This is a genomic window from Flavobacterium sp. ASW18X, from assembly GCF_005144745.1.
GTDB lineage: Bacteria > Bacteroidota > Bacteroidia > Flavobacteriales > Flavobacteriaceae > Croceivirga.
Genome location: NZ_SWKK01000001.1, coordinates 1 through 19,746, shown reverse-complemented (window position 1 = coordinate 19,746; position 19,746 = coordinate 1). Strand labels below are relative to the sequence as shown.

16 protein-coding genes are annotated in these 19,746 nt (G+C 38.1%); 3 read left to right on the top strand and 13 right to left on the bottom strand.

Annotated features, from left to right (window positions below; all coding sequences use genetic code 11):
* Nucleotides 1-201: 201 nt before the first annotated feature.
* The gene (locus tag FBT53_RS00080) at nucleotides 202-3,342 is read right to left on the bottom strand and encodes a glycosyl hydrolase (protein WP_136949134.1); all 3,141 of its coding nucleotides are present in this window, start codon (nucleotides 3,340-3,342) and stop codon (nucleotides 202-204) included.
* A 113-nt stretch (nucleotides 3,343-3,455) separates the two neighbouring features.
* Here FBT53_RS00080 and FBT53_RS00075 point away from each other — a divergent pair, with 113 nt between their 5' ends.
* Complete coding sequence (locus FBT53_RS00075) at nucleotides 3,456-4,316, top strand: DUF4328 domain-containing protein (protein WP_136949133.1); 861 nt, start codon at nucleotides 3,456-3,458, stop codon at nucleotides 4,314-4,316.
* Nucleotides 4,317-4,408: 92 nt separating this feature from the next.
* Nucleotides 4,409-5,110 (top strand): carboxypeptidase-like regulatory domain-containing protein, encoded by a 702-nt coding sequence (locus tag FBT53_RS00070; protein WP_136949132.1) that lies wholly within the window; start codon nucleotides 4,409-4,411, stop codon nucleotides 5,108-5,110.
* A gap of 558 nt (nucleotides 5,111-5,668) precedes the next feature.
* Here FBT53_RS00070 and FBT53_RS00065 read toward each other — a convergent pair.
* Nucleotides 5,669-7,066 carry an NAD-dependent succinate-semialdehyde dehydrogenase gene (locus tag FBT53_RS00065; protein WP_136949131.1) on the bottom strand — a complete coding sequence of 466 codons (1,398 nt, stop codon included), beginning with the start codon at nucleotides 7,064-7,066 and terminating at the stop codon, nucleotides 5,669-5,671.
* Between the two features lie 19 nt (nucleotides 7,067-7,085).
* The gene (locus FBT53_RS00060; protein WP_136949130.1) at nucleotides 7,086-7,826 is read right to left on the bottom strand and encodes an SDR family oxidoreductase; all 741 of its coding nucleotides are present in this window, start codon (nucleotides 7,824-7,826) and stop codon (nucleotides 7,086-7,088) included.
* Nucleotides 7,827-8,000: 174 nt separating this feature from the next.
* On the opposite strand from FBT53_RS00060, the gene FBT53_RS00055 reads away from it, so the two are divergent.
* Complete coding sequence (locus FBT53_RS00055; RefSeq protein WP_136949129.1) at nucleotides 8,001-9,305, top strand: dienelactone hydrolase family protein; 1,305 nt, start codon at nucleotides 8,001-8,003, stop codon at nucleotides 9,303-9,305.
* A 114-nt stretch (nucleotides 9,306-9,419) separates the two neighbouring features.
* Here the strand turns inward: FBT53_RS00055 and FBT53_RS00050 are convergent, their stop codons facing one another.
* The 10 genes from FBT53_RS00050 to FBT53_RS00005 all read right to left on the bottom strand — a co-directional run bounded on the left by FBT53_RS00050 (nucleotide 9,420) and on the right by FBT53_RS00005 (nucleotide 19,549).
* Nucleotides 9,420-11,579, bottom strand: coding sequence for a prolyl oligopeptidase family serine peptidase (locus FBT53_RS00050; RefSeq protein WP_136949128.1), 2,160 nt, complete (start codon nucleotides 11,577-11,579; stop codon nucleotides 9,420-9,422).
* A gap of 35 nt (nucleotides 11,580-11,614) precedes the next feature.
* The gene (locus tag FBT53_RS00045) at nucleotides 11,615-13,282 is read right to left on the bottom strand and encodes a hypothetical protein (protein WP_136949127.1); all 1,668 of its coding nucleotides are present in this window, start codon (nucleotides 13,280-13,282) and stop codon (nucleotides 11,615-11,617) included.
* Nucleotides 13,283-13,436: 154 nt separating this feature from the next.
* The gene (locus tag FBT53_RS00040; RefSeq protein ID WP_136949126.1) at nucleotides 13,437-13,877 is read right to left on the bottom strand and encodes a hypothetical protein; all 441 of its coding nucleotides are present in this window, start codon (nucleotides 13,875-13,877) and stop codon (nucleotides 13,437-13,439) included.
* Between the two features lie 205 nt (nucleotides 13,878-14,082).
* Nucleotides 14,083-14,349 (bottom strand): hypothetical protein, encoded by a 267-nt coding sequence (locus FBT53_RS00035; RefSeq protein ID WP_136949125.1) that lies wholly within the window; start codon nucleotides 14,347-14,349, stop codon nucleotides 14,083-14,085.
* A gap of 546 nt (nucleotides 14,350-14,895) precedes the next feature.
* Complete coding sequence (locus tag FBT53_RS00030) at nucleotides 14,896-15,330, bottom strand: hypothetical protein (RefSeq protein ID WP_136949124.1); 435 nt, start codon at nucleotides 15,328-15,330, stop codon at nucleotides 14,896-14,898.
* 115 nt (nucleotides 15,331-15,445) lie between these two features.
* Nucleotides 15,446-16,009, bottom strand: coding sequence for a helix-turn-helix domain-containing protein (locus FBT53_RS00025; RefSeq protein ID WP_136949123.1), 564 nt, complete (start codon nucleotides 16,007-16,009; stop codon nucleotides 15,446-15,448).
* A gap of 328 nt (nucleotides 16,010-16,337) precedes the next feature.
* Nucleotides 16,338-17,060, bottom strand: a complete 723-nt coding sequence (locus FBT53_RS00020; RefSeq protein ID WP_136949122.1) for a hypothetical protein — start codon at nucleotides 17,058-17,060, stop codon at nucleotides 16,338-16,340.
* 290 nt (nucleotides 17,061-17,350) lie between these two features.
* Complete coding sequence (locus FBT53_RS00015) at nucleotides 17,351-17,794, bottom strand: hypothetical protein (protein ID WP_169630290.1); 444 nt, start codon at nucleotides 17,792-17,794, stop codon at nucleotides 17,351-17,353.
* A gap of 139 nt (nucleotides 17,795-17,933) precedes the next feature.
* Nucleotides 17,934-18,671: a hypothetical protein gene (locus tag FBT53_RS00010; RefSeq protein WP_136949120.1), complete on the bottom strand. Its 738-nt coding sequence runs from the start codon at nucleotides 18,669-18,671 to the stop codon at nucleotides 17,934-17,936.
* Between the two features lie 215 nt (nucleotides 18,672-18,886).
* Complete coding sequence (locus tag FBT53_RS00005; protein ID WP_136949119.1) at nucleotides 18,887-19,549, bottom strand: hypothetical protein; 663 nt, start codon at nucleotides 19,547-19,549, stop codon at nucleotides 18,887-18,889.
* Nucleotides 19,550-19,746 lie beyond the last annotated feature (197 nt).

Genomic DNA, 19,746 nt, shown 5'->3' with positions numbered 1-19,746 from the left:
CTAATTCAACAGACCCCTCCGCCCTATGGGCACCTCCCCTAGCTTAGGGGAGGACCTTGAACTAAATGCCCACATCTTTTAAGTACTAAGTTATAATAAACTTGTCCCCTCCTTCTTCAAGGAGGGGTGGCGTTAGTCGGGGTGGTTATAAATTATCTTATTGTTAGGTACTTCACCTAACTGAAAAGATAAATCTTACGACTATTCCTCAATGGACAAATAATTTAAACCAAGCTGATTGAACTCCGCATTAAAAGCCTTCATTTCTTCATCAACTAAGGCATCAAACGCCTCTAATTGTGCTTCAATTTTAGCTGTCATCTCGTTTTTAACCGCTATATCTTGTGCCGTTGGTGGAAAATCATCTATACTGACAAGGCTGTTCAGGTGACCAAGCTTGTTGGTCAGGCGAATTGGGAAGTTCAACGGATCTTGATTACTTCTATTCTTGGTTTGGTATAGGGTTTTCTCTATTTCACCAAACTTTTCCTTCATACCCTTAGCCTTCTCTACCAAGCTTTTTGTGGCCGAATTATCGTTGTACTGCTTTACAAAGGCATCTAGCTTGGTATTTATAGCGCGAATCTTTTTTATAGATTGATGGGCTCTATCTATAGTCTCATTTATGCTCGTAATAAAATCATATTGCTTTTGCATATCGGCAACGGAAACCTCTGCTCTAGGGTCCGGTAAAATTTTAAAGTTTTCCGTTTGTGTGTTACCATTTACACTAAGACTTACCTTATACTCCCCTGGGACTGCCTTAGCTCCTTCTAAAGACGCCCACCAAAGAATCATCCCTTTTAATTTTTCCGCACCTTTACCGCGGGTATCCCATACATGGGTATTGCCACCGGCTTTAAGGTCTTTTAAGACTTGTTTTTTATCTTTAGCCATGCTACTGTACATGGCTAAAGTATCTCCAGACTTACTTAAATACGTTAGTTGAACGGTATCTTTTTCTTTATCAAAAGCTTTTAAATAAAAATGGGTTACTACTCCATTGGGGTGATTTTGTCCTTGCAACAAACTTGGCTTGGAGGCTGCCCTACCTTTGGTACGGTAACTATCTTTTGGCGCAAAAAGTTTGGCCGCAACATTAGTATCAGCACTTGCTAACTGGTGTAGTACAGTTAAATCGTCTATCATCCAAAGGCTACGACCTTGTGTGGCCACAATTAGATTGTTGTCTTTGATGGCCAAATCCGTGATAGGCACAATAGGCAAATTCAACTGAAAAGGTTTCCAAGAAGCACCATCATTAAAAGAAATGTACATGCCTGTTTCTGTACCGGCATACAATAAACCCTTTTGTTTTGGATCCTCACGAACCACTCTAGTAAAATGCTCATCTTCTATACCGTTCGTTATTTTTGTCCAGGTAGCCCCATAATCCGTTGTTTTATACAAGTAGGGTGCAAAATCGCCCAACTTATAGCGTGTACCTGCTACGTAGCACGTACCTTCATCAAAGGCGGAAGGTTCAATGCTATTAATCATCATCCACTCTGGCATGCCCGCTGGCGTAACATTTTTCCACGTTTTACCTCCATCTTGGGTTATATGCACCAAACCATCATCACTACCTACCCAAAGAAGACCTTCTTTTAATGGACTTTCATTTGCTGCGAAAATGGTGCAATAATATTCCACACTGGTATTGTCTTGGGTAATGGGCCCTCCACTAGAACCAAGTTTGGTAGGGTCGTTTCGTGTTAAATCATCGCTCAACAATTCCCAGCTTTGCCCTTCATTGGTGGTTAAATGCACGTGGTTAGAAAATGTGTATAATTTTTTAGGGTCGTGCTTACTAAAAATGATTGGGAAATTCCATTGAAAACGATATTTCATAGCCTCTGCGCCCGCACCCATTGGGTTATCTGGCCACACATTAATGCCTCTAGTAGTACCTTTATCGTGGTTTACTCGGGTTAAAAATCCGTCATAACTACCTCCGTAGACAATATCATTGTTTAAAGGGTCTACCGCTATGTGGGCACTTTCGCCGCCCGCTGTTGGCTCCCAATCGGCTTCGCCAATGTAGCTACCGTCTGAGCGGTGTTTAATGCGCAACGTACTGTTATCTTGCTGCGCCACATAAATACGATATGGGAAAGCATTGTCCGTAGTAACCCTATAAAATTGTGCCGTTGGCTGGTTGTAGTAGGTACTCCACGTTTCACCACCATCATAACTTACTTGGGCGCCACCATCGTCCCCAATAATCATTCGTTTGGAATCCTCTGGAGAAATCCATAAATCATGATGGTCTCCGTGCGGTGCATTAAAGGTTTTAAATGTTTTACCGCCATCGGTAGACTTGTGGTATCTTACGTTAAGCACATAGACCACATCTTCATCTTCCGTATCTGCATACACACGGGTGTAATACCAGGCACGTTGGCGTAGTTTACGCTCACTATTTACTTGGCTCCAAGTTTTACCACCATCATCTGAACGGTATAAACCACCTTTATCCTTATTCTCTACAATGGCCCAAACACGCTCACTATTTTTTGGCGATACGGTAACCCCTATAATGCCTAAAGTATCCGTAGGGAAACCTTCATTCTTGGAAATTTCCGTCCATGTTTCACCACTGTCCGTACTTTTCCACAAGGCAGAGCCGTCACCACCACTACTTAAGGAATAAGGTGTGCGCTGCGCCCGCCATGTAGACGCATATAATATTCTAGGGTTGTTTGGGTCAAAAGTTAAATCCACAGCACCTGCTTGGTCATTCACAAATAAAACCTGTTTCCAATTTTTGCCGCCATCGGTACTTTTGTAGATACCACGTTCTTTGGTGGGTTTATAAATATTGCCCAAAACCGCGGCGTACACGGTGTTATAATCTGTAGGATGCACCCGTAGCCTTGGTACATGCCTACTTTTCTCAAGACCGGCTTTTTCCCAAGTTTTACCCCCGTTTTCTGTTTTCCAAATACCGTAACCACTAGATACATTGCCACGTAGGGTTTTTTCCCCACCACCAACGTAAATTACATTAGGGTCGCTTTTAGCAACCTCAACAGCTCCAATACTACCGCCAAAATAGCCGTCAGATATATTTTTCCAAGACCTGCCTCCATCTAAAGTTTTCCAAACACCACCACCGGTAGCACCAAAATAATAGAGGTTAGGTTCTCCGGGAACACCCGTTACCGCAGCAGAACGCCCGCCCCTAAATGGACCCACCAAGCGGTATTCCAAACTAGAATACAGTTCTTCTTTAGGTGCTGTGTCTTGATTTTGTTTTTTTCTGCGTTGTGCTTGGACTGTAGGAATTGCCAAAGCAAGGGCACATAGTACAATGCCCATTTTTTGAAGCGTGGTTCTCATTTTTTAAGCAAGTTGAATTAGTCAGTCTTAAAAATAGTGATTTTCCTAATACTCAAAACTTTTTGATATACAATACGAAGCAGAATACTAACGTTTTTAAATAAACCCAAATCATGACCAGACAACAACACCTAGCCTTTTGTAAAAGCTGTAATCACCGTTATTTAGATTATGATGCAGGAATTCTATGTTCCTTAACCAAAGCTAAAGCCAATTTTGATACCAGTTGCGTTGATTATGTAAAGGACGAATCCATTACCAAACCTGTAGCTGAGGCCCAAGCGATACGTCCGAATAAAAAACGTTCGCAATGGGTGGTAGGCTTTCTTTGGGCCTTACTCGTGGTAGAAATAACCAGTATTATATCCTCCTATTTTAATATTCGCATTTTAGAAGACCTCCAAAATGGTGTTGAAGTGGACGAAATGTTTGCCACCTTTAATGATTTACGGGAAGCTGCCATTGGTCTATTAAATTTTATTATTTACATCGTTATTATTGTTTTGTTTATTCGCTGGTTTAGACGAGCGTATTACAATTTAGGTTTAAGTGGATACACCTTGCACGATGAAGGGTGGGCCTCAGGAGCTTGGTTTGTACCTTTTTTGAATTTATACCGCCCCGTACAAATAATGAATGAGATAGACACTAAGCTAAGTTCTTATATCAACGCCTTTAGTCCCGTTCAACGAAGTACCACCAATTACACCTTAATTGTTGTCTGGTGGTTTTTATGGATAGTAGGAGGTATTATTGACCGTATGGTATTTAAAAAGACGATGAATGCAGAAACCATAGAGCAGCTCATACAATCTGCTAATTTGCAAATTATGAGTTTAATAATAGGCATCCCTTTAACCCTAAGCATCATATTTTTAATTAAACGCATTAACGAGAAAGAAGAGACCTTATTACAATTAGAAAGAGAAGCCACAGCAGGCTCTTTTGAAAGTAGTGATACTACTGCTCTATAACTAGCATTGTTTACTCATTGAAACTATCTGTTAACTCATTCTTGATTTAATTCTTCATAGCCAAATACTAGTTTAGCAAAAAAATAAACCAGATGCGTATACAATTAAGCATTCCTAATCCTTGTTCTGAAAACTGGTATCAGATGACGCCAACACAACAAGGGGCATTCTGCCAAAGCTGTTCAAAAGAGGTGATAGACTTTACTAAAACATCTAAGCAGGAGCTAGCGAGAAAAGTGAAAAAAGGAGAACGTATCTGTGGGCGTTTTAAAGCAGCACAATTAAATGTTCCATTGAAAGAAACCAGTTCTTCCAATTTTAGAAAAAACGCATTGTTATTGGGATTTACTAGTGTACTTGCCACAACAGCTCCTGCCCTAGCGCAAGAGCAGCCAAAAACTTGCCCTACTCAAAAAGTAGAACATGTTTTGGGTAGAGTAGCCGTGCAACCTACTGCCAAACCCAGCAATATACCACTTACGGGCACGGTAAAAGATTATTCAGGTCCGCTACCAGGTGCAACTGTTAGTATTAAAGGAACTGAGTTAAAAACGGAAACCGATTTTGATGGTAATTTTTGTTTGCAATTGGATGGCAGTTATTTCAATAGCGAGGTTACCTTAATCATCCGTTATATTGGTTTTGAAACACAAGAACAAAAAGTTATTCTAAATTCAAGTCATCTTGAAATACAACTTACAGAAATGGAAGAAGAGTTGTTAGGTGAAATAGTTATTGATGAAAAGCCAAATTTTTTACACCGGGTCGGTAATCTATTTCGAAAGAAGCATTGACTCTGTTTTAATTCCCCAGCTAGCGCTGTACTGAGTGAGCAATAAAATACCAGAGACCACAATTTAAAGCTATGGTTTTTTTATTAGGCAGTATATACACTTAAAAAGACGTTGAAGCAAGTCTAGAATGACCAAGAAAACATCACTTAATACTTCGTACTTTTTACTTACTAAGAGGTTTCTCAGTCGTAACTTTACTACTCCTATCGAAATGACGATAACATACTGATTCACTATTCATTCTAACTTTTAACCTCGTACTTGAATAAAAACAGACGCCTGTCCTGCGGACAGCACCCCTTACTAAAGGTAGCAGCTACATTGTCAAAGAAGATAATCTTATAACTTTTAACTAGTATCTCAAAACTTAAAAAACAGATGCTGAAACAAGTTCAGCATGACCAATATGGAAAACACTTGATTGTTTGTTTAATTTCTTAGTCTAAAGAAGATTTATCAATCCATGCGCAACTTTATCTACGGAAATGAAAATTGAGTAATACCAACAAAAAAAGAGGGCCATAAACCCTCTTTTCACCATCACAAATCACCATCCTCCTATTCTGAAAGGATAACTGATTTTACGTTCACAAATTCGCGCATACCAAAACCTCCATGTTCTCTACCGTAACCCGAGTTTTTAATACCACCAAATGGCATTTCTGGGTTCGCCAAACCAAAGGAGTTGATGAATACCATTCCGGTATCAAAATGATTTTGCGCCAATTCAATAGCTTTTTCTTTGTCTTTGGTAAAGATTCCACCCCCTAGTCCAAACTGACTATCATTGGCAATACGCAAGGCATCATCCGTATCTTTTGCTCTAATTAGCGAAGCTACAGGGCCAAACAATTCATCGTCAAAAGCGGGCATGCCAGGTTCTAGATTTTCTAATACTGTAGCGGGATAGTAATATCCATCCGTTTGTGGCATTTGTCCACCGCAAAGCACATTGGCACCCTTCTCTACGCTCTCAATTACCTGTTGGTGCAATTCTTCTCTTAAATCTTTACGCGCCATTGGACCCAATTCGGTCTCTTCTTTAGTTGGGTCGCCCATTTTTAAAGCCTTCATTTTGCTAACAAAAGCTTTTTTAAATTCGTCATAAACGGCATCTACTACAATAAACCGTTTAGCCGCAATACAGGTTTCCCCATTATTATAGATTCTACCCTTTACACAAGATTCTGCAGCAGCTTCTACATCCGCATCTGCTAAAACCAAGTAAGCATCGTTACTCCCTAGTTCCATCACTGTTTTCTTCAACACCTTGGCTGCTTTTGCAGCTATTATTCTACCAGCGCTTGGACTACCCGTTAACGTAACACCTTGTACTAGATTGTTCTTAATAATTGCATCTGACTGGTCGTGATTTATAATCAGCGCTTGAAAAGCGTGCTCTGGCAATCCTGCCTCATTAAAAATTTTCTCTAACAACTTACCTGTTCCGGTAACGTTACTCGCATGCTTTAACAGTACGGTGTTCCCTGCCATTAGATTAACTATAACATAACGGATTACTTGGTAAGCAGGGTAATTCCATGGCTGTATACCGTAGATTACGCCCATTGGGGAATAGGTAATTATGCCTTCGCCCCCATTCATTAATTCTCTTTTTTCTGATGCTAGCTGCTCTGGCGCTTTTTTTACCGTGTAGTCACAAATTGCTGCACATAACTCCACTTCGTGCTTACTTTGAGATAAAAGCTTGCCCATTTCATCCGTCATTAACTGTGCAAGCTCATCGGTATGTTCCAAAAGCTTTTTACCAATATTCTTGATAATTTCTCCGCGCTCCTCTAACGATTTGTGTCGCCATGAGGTAAACGCTTTATGACTATTGCGCACGGCATTGGCCACCTCAACATCTGTCATTTGTGGATAGCTACTTAGCGCTTTGCCCGTTGCAGGGTTTGTAGTTTCTATTTTTTGAGTTTCTATTGTTATCGTCTCCATCATTCTTCTTTTATAAATTCTAATGTTGCTCTGTTGGCATTACGTAAACATCATTTACATTGGCTCTTTGTGGTTGTGCCATAGCGTAATAAATAGCTTCTGCAATATCCTCGGCTTGTAGCGGAGTCATTTCTTGCATATCCTTCATCATATCTAGAATATCATCATCCGTAATAGTGTCCGTTAATTCCGTAGAAGTAAATCCAGGCTCTATAGACGTAACATTGATACCATATTTAGGTGCCAATTCTTTACGCAGTCCTTCAGAGTACATTTTAATTGCCGCCTTGGTTGCGCAATACACCCCTCCGCCTGGGAAGTAACTATGTGCCGCACTGGAAGATATGTTAATAATATGGCCGCCTTTATTTTCCATCAATGTAGGCAGTACCGCAGCCACACCATTAAGAACCCCGTTAATATTTACAGAAACCATTTGGTCCCATTCCTCTGTTTTTAATTTATCGATATAAGACAATGGCATTACACCGGCATTATTGATAATTCCGTTGATTGTACCAAAGGTACTTTTTGCTTTTGCCGCAACTTGGCGCATATCGTCCTTGTTGGTCACATCTGCAACTACCACAAGGGCTTCGCCATCATTCGCTTTAATTTCTTCTTGTAAATCTTGTAATTGCTCCTCTCTTCTAGCGGTTAAAACAATTTTTGCACCTGCTTTGGCCAAACGTTTTGCAGTTGCGGCACCTATACCACTAGAGGCACCTGTAATCACGATTACTTTATTCTCTAAATTCATAGCAATTTTCTTTTTCTACAAAGTTGCCACGAATTGAGCTTGCCTTTTAGTGCGATTCCCGTTTTCCTTGACGGATATGCTGAAAACACAAATGTTAAGGCCATTAAATTTTTAGTACCGTGAACACTGTTATTCTAAGGTTACGTATCTTACAGCAACTAAAACTGAACACAAATGAAACGAACTGCTTTATCCAATGTTCACCATTGGATGTTACTACTGCTCGCGTTTAACTTTGGTCTATTGACCGTTGCAGCACAAGAATTTGTATATGGGGACCCTTTACCAGATGCGCCAGAATTCGCGTTTAGAGGCCCATACTCTGTAGGAGTAAAAACCATGCAATTTGAAAACCCTAATCAGGTAGACATTTTAAACTCCACAGGGGAAAATACCGTAACCTACAACAGACCCTTGACCACAGAAGTATGGTATCCAGTTAATAAAAAAGGTAACCGTACCACCACGGAATACCAAGATTATATGGGCTTTGCCAATGATAGCTTAAGACCACTCATCCCTTTTACGTTTAAAGGAAGAGCTTTGAGAGATGCTGTACCAGAGAAGCCATTGGAAAAATATCCCCTAGTCATTGTTTCTCATGGTTATGTTGGGTCTCGTTACCTAATGACGTATTTGACCGAGAATTTGGCTTCTAAGGGTTATGTGGTAGTAGCTATTGCGCATACAGACAGCACTTTTGAAGATGCCAATGCTTTTTACAGCACTTTATTAAACCGGCCGCTAGACATTAAGTTTGTATTGAATGCTATTGAGGCTATTTCTAAAAAAGGTTCCAATACGGTTCTGGAAAATTTGGTAGACACCAATAAAACTGCCTTAATTGGGTATTCCATGGGCGGTTACGGCGTATTAAACGTTGCAGGCGGTGGCTATAGTGATGGTTTAGGTGCGTTTTTTAGAACGATGACTAAAGGAAATGATGCGATTACGGTAAACTTGGCGAGCAATGCCACCTATCAAAACAGTAAGGACAATCGAATTAAAGCTGTGGTTGCTTTGGCGCCGTGGGGTAAAGAAAGAGGCGTTTGGACAGCAGACAACTTAAAAGGAATTAAAGTACCTACCTTTTTTATAGCTGGGGATCAGGACGATATTTCAGGATATGAAAATGGTATCAAAGCCATTTACGAGGAGGCTATTTATAGCGACAGGTACTTGCTCACCTATGCCAATGCCAGACATAACGTAGCACCCAACCCTGCGCCAAAAGAAGCTTTAAATTTAGCATTGCATTTTGATGAATATTACCGCTACGCAGAACCTGCATGGGATTCTAGGCGAATCAACAATATCAATCAACATTTTATAACAGCTTTTTTAGGCCGTCATCTTAAAGGTGAAGAGAATGATGCCTTTTTAGATTTAGAGACCACGGAAAACAAAACCAATTGGAAGGGTTTTAAACCGCGGTCGGTTACTGGTTTAGAATTGCTACACCAAAAGCCAGCAGAGTAACTTTTTACTATTTATTACTGTGTAAAATAGCAAACCCCATAGTTAAATGGTTGAGTATGGGGTTTGGCTTATTGTCTTGTTTATCCATAACTATTAGTGAAATACAAAATGGATTTACTCAGATGGCTCGGCCAAGTATAGGTCAAAATATTCGATGAGTTTTCCAAAAAGATAGCGGTCGTAATTTGGCTCACGGCTCCATCCGTGCGTTCCTCCCGGTGCAAAAGCAAAATCGAAGTTTTTACCCTGTTTAATCAGTTCTTCAGCTAAAACGGCCGTGGTCTTAAATGGAACCACATGGTCTTGCATGCCGTGGATAAACAAGAGCTTATCTTGCAAATTGCCTGCGTACTTAATTGCTTTTCTTTCAAAAACCTCTGGATGTGTTTGTGGGGTACGCACGATAGCAACATCGTCTGTACCAAAAAACACTGGGTCCACAGCCGCAGCTGCAGCAACGCCAACTTGGAATAAACCGGGCTTTTTTAATAGTGAATACACGGATAGGGTACCACCATAACTGCTGCCCCAAATACCCATACGATTGGGGTCTACATAATCTAAGGACTCAAGGTAGGCAACCGCACTTGCATAATCTTCTATGTCTTGGTCCGCAAAACCCAATAGAAATTCTTCGCGAAATGCTCTACCATAACCGTTACTGCCACGTGAATCTACCTGCACCACGATATAACCTTTCTTAACTAACAGTTGCTGTACAAGGCTGTAATTACCAGCCCAGCGGTTCCTAGCCGTATTGGAATACACGGGACCAAAAACTACGGGATACTTTTTACCCGGCTTCATATTGTCAGGTTTAAGCATCCGGGCATGCAGCGTGTAGTCGTCTACAAGACTAGGAAAAGTAACGTAAGCTGCACTTGTCCACGTTTGTTCTGTGAACGCTGGCAATGGTGAATGGGTCACTCGTTTTGCTTTGCCACCCTTACCAGATATTACATAGAGTTCATGAGGTGCTGTGTCGTTACTATGCAAGACTACCAAGTTTTGGCCATCTGGTGAAGGATAACCTGTGTTTTGACCTGCTAAATGTGTTATCTGCTCAGGTTTGCCACCGGATGTATCCAAGCGATACACGTGTTGTTCGTACGGGTTAACACCGTTCCCAGTATAAAACAGTCTATTTGCCGCATTCATTGGGGCAGACAGTACATCATAAGAAGGGTCTGTAAGTAACTTTGGATTATTCTTAGCAGTTGATGGGTCTAAGGCATAAAGCCCATAACGGTCGCCCATATCGCTTAAAAAAACAACCTGCTGCCCATCTGGATGCCAGCAAGACCCAAACGAGGTGTACATGCGACTCTCACGAACGCCTTTCCAAATTTCACGAGGTTTAGATTCATTAGGAGCTACAACAAATAGTTTACGCTCTACGGCCGTATCAGAAGCTACATCAATTAACAATGAACCGCTTGGTGACCAATTGAAATCTATAATCTGATTGGCACTTGGTTCTGGTAAATCCAAATACGTTATCGCTTGGTTATCTAACTGGAGTAGGCCCACTTTACGTATCTCGTTAGGGTCTCCCGGGTAACTTCTGCGTACTTCGTTAGGAGTGGTTTCTTTAGCAAGGTAATTTGGGAAGGGCACCTTTTGCATTTCACGTCTATCCACAGAATGAAAAACAATTTGTTTTCCATCTGGAGCCCATTTATAGGTTGGCCCACTCCAAATACCCGGACCAATTTCGCGCTCAGCTCTACTATAGCGTCCTTTTCCTAAGTTAGATAGGCTTGCAATACCAATTTTGGTAAGCTGTTGGTTTTGTTTGGTGGTTAGGTCCGCCAGCCATAAATCGCCCTTACTTACATACGCCAATTGCTTACCGTTTGGTGACATTGATAGGCTGTGCGCGCCTTCCGTTACCGCCATTAATTCCGAGTCTTCCCCTTTGCGCAACGTTGTCTGCCATAGATGGCTGCCACGTAGACTGATGATGGTATTTTTATTGACCCAGACCATATCGCGCACTGGCGCAGATTCCGCGTTGAATAAAAGTCGTACCTCGTTCCCATCCTTTGAAGATATCCAAAGACCACGCCCAGAAACACCCGGTTTACTCCAAGAGAAAGCAAAATGTTCGCTGTTGGGTGCCCAAACAGGCTTTGACGGTGTTGTCCCTGTAAGTTTTGGTGATGCAAAAATGGCATCCAGGGTAAGCGCTGTTTCCTGTGCTGTAACAGTTCCGGTTAGGACTATTAAAACCACCGTTAAAGCCCATTTTTGCCAAAAAGAAATGTAGTTCATCCGCTTATTTCAATATAAATTTTCTAAAAATCGACTTACTTCATCATTACCATATGGTCAGCATTGCCGGTCATTTCCCACTGCGTTAGTGCCACCGGAATATTACCTATGCTATTAATACTATCAAAAAAATCACTGAGCACAAATGGCGCTCCCTCTAGTTCTTTATCACGCGCATATGCGGCCATAGCGGCTTCTAGCAAATATTTCCCTGTAATATAGCTGGTACCGTAACCCGGTTGTCTTAAATACAAGTGCTGCTCAAATATCAATAGTTCTTTTTCCGTTTTCATCCACCCTCTAGGGGTATATTCTGAGTGTATACTTCCAGCTTCTTCCATGGTCATTTCATTGGCATGTGCATAGAGCGAACCCAGTCCTCTGGCAGCCCGTTGCGCAATCATAATGTAAACAATCTCCCGCACCCTAGGGTCGTCATCATACAAACCGGCATCCATAAACATTTCTTCCACGGCCGTGGCCGTGCCCTCGTTTCTAGAATCGAAGATATTGTACAACAGTGGTCCTTTTCTAATTTCACTGGGGTTGGGCTCATTTTCCATTCTAGCCAACTCGAACCAATGATAAAAGTGAGAAAAGAGAGGGCGAGGGTCGTAGTGCGAAGTGATATAAAAAAAGTTTCTTGTTTCCTCTGGAACAAAGGTGCCCAAATGTTCCCGTAAAGCGGGCTCAAAATAATCTTTGACCGTTAAAATAGCTTCGCTCTCTAGAAAGTTGAGGAAGCTGTTGGCTGCTCGATTGGCTAAGGCATCATAACTTTTAGGAGAGTCTGCGGCGATTAATTGGGGGAGCTTTCGATTGCGGTGTTCTTCTAATTTTAATGCCGACCATGCACGGGCCAATTCTCTTTTTAAAATCATTACCTCGTCTTCCCAAGTAAGTGGAACCAAATGTACATTTTGCATATACCAGGTGTAATTCTCCTTACCAATACCTGAAGGGCCCGTTTTCTTATCGGATTGCGCTTCTAGCCATGCTACCAGTTGATTTGTGGCCGTTTGGGCTTTTTCAATGGCAGCCATCAGGGCTTCATCGGCACGTACACCTGCTGCACTTTTCATATTCTCAAGTACTTCGGATTGGGTTTTAATATCTCTTATACCCGTAACCCACAAGTCTCTAGCATTGCCTGTAAGGTTGGTTTTGGCCTGTGCGTTCAAGGATGGAATCACGGCCAGCTCCTTAAGCATTTTTGTTCGTGCAGCATCGCTCAACGGAAAAGTATACGTCCATAGTTCCAAGGTACCATGATGGGTAGGGCCCTCGTGTGCTGGCACATCACTTTTGGCGGTCCAAATGGTTTTGTAGAATGCAGGGTCTCGCTCCCATGGTTTTAGTACACGCTGGTTAAAATCAAAACCATTCATCTCTGCCCAAACTACCATCCAATCCACTTTGTTGGGGATAGACCAGCCGGTAGTGTCAATAGCAGCATGGCGCGCTCTTAATTGATTAAAGGTAGGCATACGCTCCGTAAACGTAGCTTTACGATAGTCCGGAGCACCTTCGTGCATTGGCGGCGCTTCAAAACGCCGCCATTCTTTGAACAAGATTACTAAATCTTGATAATCATTGGTTGTAATTTGTATCGGTGTTGTTTTCTTGCTCTTTTCTTTTGCATCTATGGTACAAGTAAACAATAGCATTACTAAGACAGGGAGCAAGATGGTAGTGGTTCTCATATGTTGCTGGTGGTTTTTCTTAATTGGCCGAAATGGTGGGGTTATCGTTGAATTCCTAAAAATACAGGATTTTGGTCTAGATAAAAAGGCCTTAAACGTAATGGGGTAATGGGGTGGTTTTTAGGTCTGGTTTTTGTTGTGTGCTGGCTTTTTTTCATTCCGCTACTAATTCCGTTTTGCTTTTTTCCTTTTTAATTAAATATAATATTCTGCCGAAATACATTAAAAATGGAGTTCCGCTTCCCAGTGTAATTGCAAATAGGAAATTATCATATTCCCAAGCTCCATAACAAACAAAAAGGAATGAAATCAGCATTAAAGTCAGTCCGACATAAATCCAGTTCTTTTTGTTCAAAATATTCTTTGAAAACAATAGTGAAATTGAAATCAGTTTTCCAATTAAGGAAACCAAAGCAATTAAAATCAGACTACTTTCAAAAGGGTATTCTTTCTGAAAATCAAATCCGTTTTTAATCAGAGTCGGAATACTTATAAATTCAAACATTGCCATTATTCCGTAACCGTGTCCAGCAGGAACATCAATCAGAATTATTGAGTTCAGAATTATGGTTATTATTATCGCTCTTTTTATCAATTATATTTCGGTTTTCAGCTTGCTTACAACGGTTTGGCTATGATTAGTTCGGGATTGAAAAGCGCTAGTCATCAATTTGGCACGAACCCAAGCGGACCATTTATAAATTTGTTTTTTGTTAGTAACCAATTTACAAAATTGTAAGCGATGCTGTAAGAAAATCACTTTCGTCTTGAACATCAGTCCGCATCACTTATAGCCGTTGTTACCTGTAGTTTTTTTTCTTTTCTAGTATTATTTTCAAATCCGAATACATATAGAACCCAACAATTGTTAGTATTCCTAGTGCTAGCAGGTATTTTCCTTGTGGAATGGCGGCGAAAAAGCACATTGCTAAAAGAAAAAGAGAAAGAGGATAAGTAATTAAGCGTACCAATATTTTTTTCCAGTTCCATTGTTTCGCTAGCTTTTCATTTTCAATTTCGATTTCCAAGATTTCGTAAATCTTTTCCAATTGGATTTTCTTTTCCATTCGATATATTTTAAAGCCGATTAAAAGGAAAATTCCCAGAAAAATAATCCATCCAAGAATCTGAATCCAATGATTCCAAAGGTCAAAATCTTCAAAAACCCAATAGAGCCAAGGAATTGAAAATAGAATGCAAAAAAGGATATAAAATATTAGTCCAACAGGGTTTATTCTGTCCGAAATATTTATTAGGTGTGAATCTTTGTTTAATTCAAACTTGAAAATCGGATAAAACATTCTGTTCCAACTGTTTTGTCTCCAAACCCTGATTTCCCGATTCCGTATTTCCCCAGTCGGTTTGAAATCCCATTTTAGGATTGTCAAGAAGTGAGTGGTTAAATTGTCCGTTTTCTCTTCTTCAATAAGCTTGACTATGTCGGATTTTGTTATTTCCAATTAGAATTTCAAAATTACAGGTAACGTTAAATGTATGACGAGTTGCGCCCAAAAGAGCGCATACCACACGGTTGGGAATAAATATAGGCAATTACAATTGAAAACCGATTAGGAAATTTTGGCTCAATGAATTACAGGCACTATTGAAATATGTTAAGATTTTTTTACCAATTTCAATCCTTTAATTAAGGATAAGGGCGAATCATAGAAAATCAATTTATTTGGAATGCGTTTGGCAGATAAATTTCGCTTAGACTGACTCTTAATTCTAGCTTTAGTAATACTAAAATCCATTGTGTAAATACTATCCAAATCTTTTTCTTTTTCGGATTGAATTGTAATTACATTTTCTTTAGCAGTCCATTTTCCTTTTCCCCAAAAGTTTTCTTCTTTACACGCATCACAATTTAACTTGCGGTAAAAATTATACAAGAATGTACTATCTTCTTTTAGATGAACTGTCCATACCAAAATAGACCCATCATTGGTTTCTACATTTTTTTCGTATTCTCCAATTACTTGAACTTCTTGTCCATAGACAGCTGAAGCAGTAAATACGGTTATAATAAAAAGAAGGCTAAATTTCATAGACTTATTTTAAATGAATTACAAAATAGAATACGCTTCATCCGATAAATACTTCTATAACACTAAAGATATACTAATTCCTATACACATCTATAACAATACCCGATAGCACCAGTTATTTTATTAGTTTTATTAAATTCGGATATGAGTTTACCATTTTTCCTTTATTTGTTTTAATTGCGAAAATTATCGGCAATATTATATTTAAGGCATAAAGTCCAGCAAAAATGTAAAGCAAAAGCGGATAATATCCATAATGCATAATTTTAAAAAATGCGAATGCTGTTATTGAAATAAAAGTCAAAATTGACCAAAGTATCTGATAGTTCAATAAGTTTACTCCGATTTTTTTAAGTCCAAATATTTTATCTTTTTTGTTCATCCACATAATTAAGGGTATGATAATGTTACCAACAGGAATTGCCAAAAAGGTCAGCACAGTAAGATGGAAAATTGTTAGATAAGTTTTGTCCATTTGTTTTCCATAATCCAAAATAGCTTCTGGGTTTATGTCAAGAACTTCGCATATCAAATTCAGCGTTTTTCCACGAGGTTCACTTTCATTATTTTCGATTCTCTGAATGGTTCTTAAATTTACTTTCGCTTTTTCCGCTAATTCTTCTTGAGAAAGACCTTTTCTCTTTCTTAATTCTTTAATTTTTTTTCCGATTTCGTTCATAATTAATTTTGGGTTATTCTTTTCACAAAACTACTTATGAGAGTATCTTTTTGATAACGGTTACTTTGCGGCATTCTTACGACATTCTTGTCAATCTATTGATTTTGTTGCGTTTTTAATTGGTGCCAACGTTGCGGCTATGGCAATTAGGGCAGGTAAGGAAACTTTTAGTTTCCATCTGGCGACGGAGCTACAGCTTATTGTTTTTATTTTCATTAATTGTTAAATGCTAAACCTATAAGAATTAGCGTCATCATAAATGCATTCAGAATTTTCGGTCTTGCCCTAAAATCCACATTACATTTAGGCATTGTGGCTGTTGTACAAGTTATTTTATTTCAAATGTCTTTCCATTCCAAATAACTTTTATTTTGTCATCTGCTCCAATTAAATTTATTTCATACGTTTTATTTTTTTCATTCCAATCTACCTTTAGAATATCTTCTTCCATCGCAAATTCGTCATTTAAATAAAATTTAAGAACATCAGTTTTATTTATAACCTTATTTTCTATGTCGGTAAAAATCATAAAAAAATGTTCTGGGTAACCTAAATGATATGCTCCATCGTAACCGTCATTTTGTCCAATAATCTCTACTTTTTGATTGAGTTTATTCAATTTCTTTGTCAGAGAAAAGTCGTGAATATCAGCGTCTGTGTAATAATATTTGTCCTTTATCAATATTCTATTCCAAACGCAATTGGTCAAGTCTTTAAACTTGTATTTGTAAATTATAGAGTCAATATAAACTTGGGTTAAACTATTTAATTTCGCAACTGGTTTTAAGCTATTCAGATTATGGTTTTCAAAAAGTACTATTTCTCTATTGTTAGGATTTAGGAAATTGGGATATTTTTTAGGATTAAGAGTTTCCAAATTCGGTTTGATAATTGGCAGTTCTTTGTCCAAAAATTCTTTAGAAAAACTTTTGTTTTCATAAGTTCCATCTTTTGAATTATCATAGTTAAATTCAGGGTAATAGACTTCTGTTTGAGCAAGACCCAAAGTCAATAAGAATGAGAATAATATTGTCAAAATGCTGTTTTTCATAATTATTGGTAACTTTAAACGTATGGCGAGTTGCAACCAAATAAAGCGCGGACCACACGGTTGGGAATAAATATAGGCAATTTCGGTTGAAAACCGTTTAGGAAATTTTCGATCAATGAATTATAGCTAAATTTTCACCAAGTTCTTCTTTGTTCAAAAGTGGTTTCCTTTGCAGATGAGCAAACTAGTGATAGCGGGGGCAGGAATTTTGCTAGAAAAAATATGCCTAAATTTAAAGTAGAAAAAAGTTGGTTTTTACCTCAACTCTTTGTTGTATACCGTTTATATTTTCAATTACCAGATTGTATAATTTTAATTCCGTCAAAATAATTTCCTGCTTGTAGTCCAATTGTTAGGGTTCTTTCTATGGCTGATTGGTTTTCAGTCATAGAAATGTGAATTTCTTTAGCATTTTTCCTTTCAATAGTAAATTCAGGTTCTTCGATCAAAAAATTGTCTTGCATAGTATCAATTCCGCTTATATCGTAACTCCAGTCGTCATTCATACCTATTCCATTAATCCACCATGAAGTTCCCTCGGTTGTTATAATTACAGCATCAGATTGGGCAGAAAAACTTACTTCTTTAGTCGAAAGTTTTATATTATCCTCCCACTTTCCATCAGGATTATTAGACTCACAGGATAAAAGACTCAAAAAAAGAATTGAGATAATTTCAAATATTAATTTACTTTTCATATCGTCTATTTTATTTAATAGTAGATATTTAATCATTTGGTTGCGTTGAGTGGCATTCAACGTCCCTGGCTATGCCTTCGTGGCCAAGCGTAGGCGCTTTTAGTTTCTTTGAAATGTACAAAAAATTAGCCGAGCGATAGGCTATGAGGCATGGCCGTTGTTGTAACCAGTTAATTTAAGTAAAAGCATAAATGTTTATGGCCTCCAAATCGTGTTCATTTCCATAAATCATTAATGGCTTTTCTATAGGTATCCCTTCAAATATTTCAATACTCAATTCGTCAAATGTCTCGTAAAGGAATAAATATGTTTTATATCTATAAGAATCTGATAAATTATGATACAATTCTGTATCAATAATTTGATAAAAAATATTTAATTCATCTAGTATCTGGTCAAATTCGATTAGGTTTTTCCAAATTTTTCGATAATCTACTTTACCAATTCCATTGTATAATTCTTCTCTATAATTGTAGTCGATGTATTCAGGGTTTTTTAAAATTGGATAACTCCCTTTTCCAAACCCACAGAGGCAGGCTATTGGTTCATGGTCATATTCTAAAAAAAGTATCTGTTTCTTATACTTTATATTACTTCTTGTAATACTTTCTTTCATTTCAGGAATTGAATTAAGAATATCACTTTTTAATTCTTTTATAATCTCGTCTTTATTAAATTCCATTTTTCTGGCCACCTCAAAGGAATTTATTAACTCAGGATTTTTAAGAGCTCTTTTAACTCTTTCAATTTCATTATAAGTAGGTTTATCCTGAGATGATTCAGGATTTAAATTAATGAAATAAGGGGTTGAAAGAAGAAAGTCATCAACAATTGATTGTAAAGAAGATGAATTTAATTTTTTCAAAGATTCATTTAATAAGGCTTCTAAATTAAATTTAATCTCTTCGTTCATCTTAATTGGTTGCAATGGTCTTGTGTATGAAATGTAGCGTATAAATAGACACTAACCTTTCAGATAAACACAGAGACGAATTTTTATATTTTGTTTTTAATTTTTCTTTTTTTAAAAAGCCAAATAAAAAATTTGGCGGACTTTTTAAATATACACCAACTTTTCGGTTAAGTACTTATTAGCTATATTTTATACACCGTGTGGTGGGCAGTTATTTATATTAGTTTTATTGATTTTTTAAATTCTTCAAATTCCATGTTCGCAAGTTGATTTTGAGCTTTAGATTGATGGCAATTAAAATCGTAATAAAATCCATTATGCTCTGCTTTTAATACTTTAAGCTCGACTTTTAATGGCTCATTTATTTCTATATGTTCAAATAAATATTCAGCGTCATATTCATAGAATTTACAATTACTAATGAAATAAGGCTCATACTTTTTTATTACTTTAAAGTCCTTTAAAATCATAGAAGTTCCAAATTCAGACATTTCCATTAGTTCTTCGAAAGTTTCGTGTCCTAAATCTTCGAGTTCTTCTTTTGGCGTTATGTTTAAAGTAATTGTTGGTGAGAAAATACCTTTATATTTAGGTTTGTCCCCGTAATATTTTGTAGCAATACAAATAGGGTCTCCCAATCCCTCCCATATTTCTTCTTGTGAATCTTCAAGTCCCTCTCCAATTATTTGTTCGCTTTTAATTTTCCCAAAGTCTTTAACAGCAATGAATCCCCATTTTTTTGGTTTGTTGAATAGTATTCCAAGTTTTTTATTCACATAAACACTATCATTTATGGCAACAGCATTTAAAGGGTCAATAGTAAGTCCAACCAAAGCAAGACTTGATAATTTCATGAACTGCCTTCTTCCTATTCCCATAGTTTGTTTTAATTGCTCACAACGGCAGTCTGTCCCAAAACCGCCTTCAGATTTTAATTTAAAATTAGCTTATTAGTTTCAAATTACCGAAGCTTGTAAAAAGGATGGCGAAATTTTGTTTTGCTCCAAACTACCATTAATTGATTTAAAACCCTTTTTAATAGTGCCTATTGGCTTCCAAATAAGTTGAAAATACC

Excerpts from the sequence above, each read along its gene's own strand:
- FBT53_RS00020 (WP_136949122.1), bottom strand. The coding sequence starts at position 17,060 with ATGAAAAACAGCATTTTGACAATATTATTCTCATTCTTATTGACTTTG.
- FBT53_RS00005 (WP_136949119.1), bottom strand. The coding sequence starts at position 19,549 with ATGGGAATAGGAAGAAGGCAGTTCATGAAATTATCAAGTCTTGCTTTG.
- FBT53_RS00075 (WP_136949133.1), top strand. The coding sequence starts at position 3,456 with ATGACCAGACAACAACACCTAGCCTTTTGTAAAAGCTGTAATCACCGT.
- FBT53_RS00035 (WP_136949125.1), bottom strand. The coding sequence starts at position 14,349 with ATGGAAAAGAAAATCCAATTGGAAAAGATTTACGAAATCTTGGAAATC.
- FBT53_RS00080 (WP_136949134.1), bottom strand. The coding sequence starts at position 3,342 with ATGAGAACCACGCTTCAAAAAATGGGCATTGTACTATGTGCCCTTGCT.
- FBT53_RS00055 (WP_136949129.1), top strand. The coding sequence starts at position 8,001 with ATGAAACGAACTGCTTTATCCAATGTTCACCATTGGATGTTACTACTG.
- FBT53_RS00050 (WP_136949128.1), bottom strand. The coding sequence starts at position 11,579 with ATGAACTACATTTCTTTTTGGCAAAAATGGGCTTTAACGGTGGTTTTA.
- FBT53_RS00065 (WP_136949131.1), bottom strand. The coding sequence starts at position 7,066 with ATGGAGACGATAACAATAGAAACTCAAAAAATAGAAACTACAAACCCT.
- FBT53_RS00070 (WP_136949132.1), top strand. The coding sequence starts at position 4,409 with ATGCGTATACAATTAAGCATTCCTAATCCTTGTTCTGAAAACTGGTAT.
- FBT53_RS00025 (WP_136949123.1), bottom strand. The coding sequence starts at position 16,009 with ATGAACGAAATCGGAAAAAAAATTAAAGAATTAAGAAAGAGAAAAGGT.
- FBT53_RS00045 (WP_136949127.1), bottom strand. The coding sequence starts at position 13,282 with ATGAGAACCACTACCATCTTGCTCCCTGTCTTAGTAATGCTATTGTTT.
- FBT53_RS00010 (WP_136949120.1), bottom strand. The coding sequence starts at position 18,671 with ATGAACGAAGAGATTAAATTTAATTTAGAAGCCTTATTAAATGAATCT.
- FBT53_RS00015 (WP_169630290.1), bottom strand. The coding sequence starts at position 17,794 with ATGATTAAATATCTACTATTAAATAAAATAGACGATATGAAAAGTAAA.
- FBT53_RS00030 (WP_136949124.1), bottom strand. The coding sequence starts at position 15,330 with ATGAAATTTAGCCTTCTTTTTATTATAACCGTATTTACTGCTTCAGCT.
- FBT53_RS00060 (WP_136949130.1), bottom strand. The coding sequence starts at position 7,826 with ATGAATTTAGAGAATAAAGTAATCGTGATTACAGGTGCCTCTAGTGGT.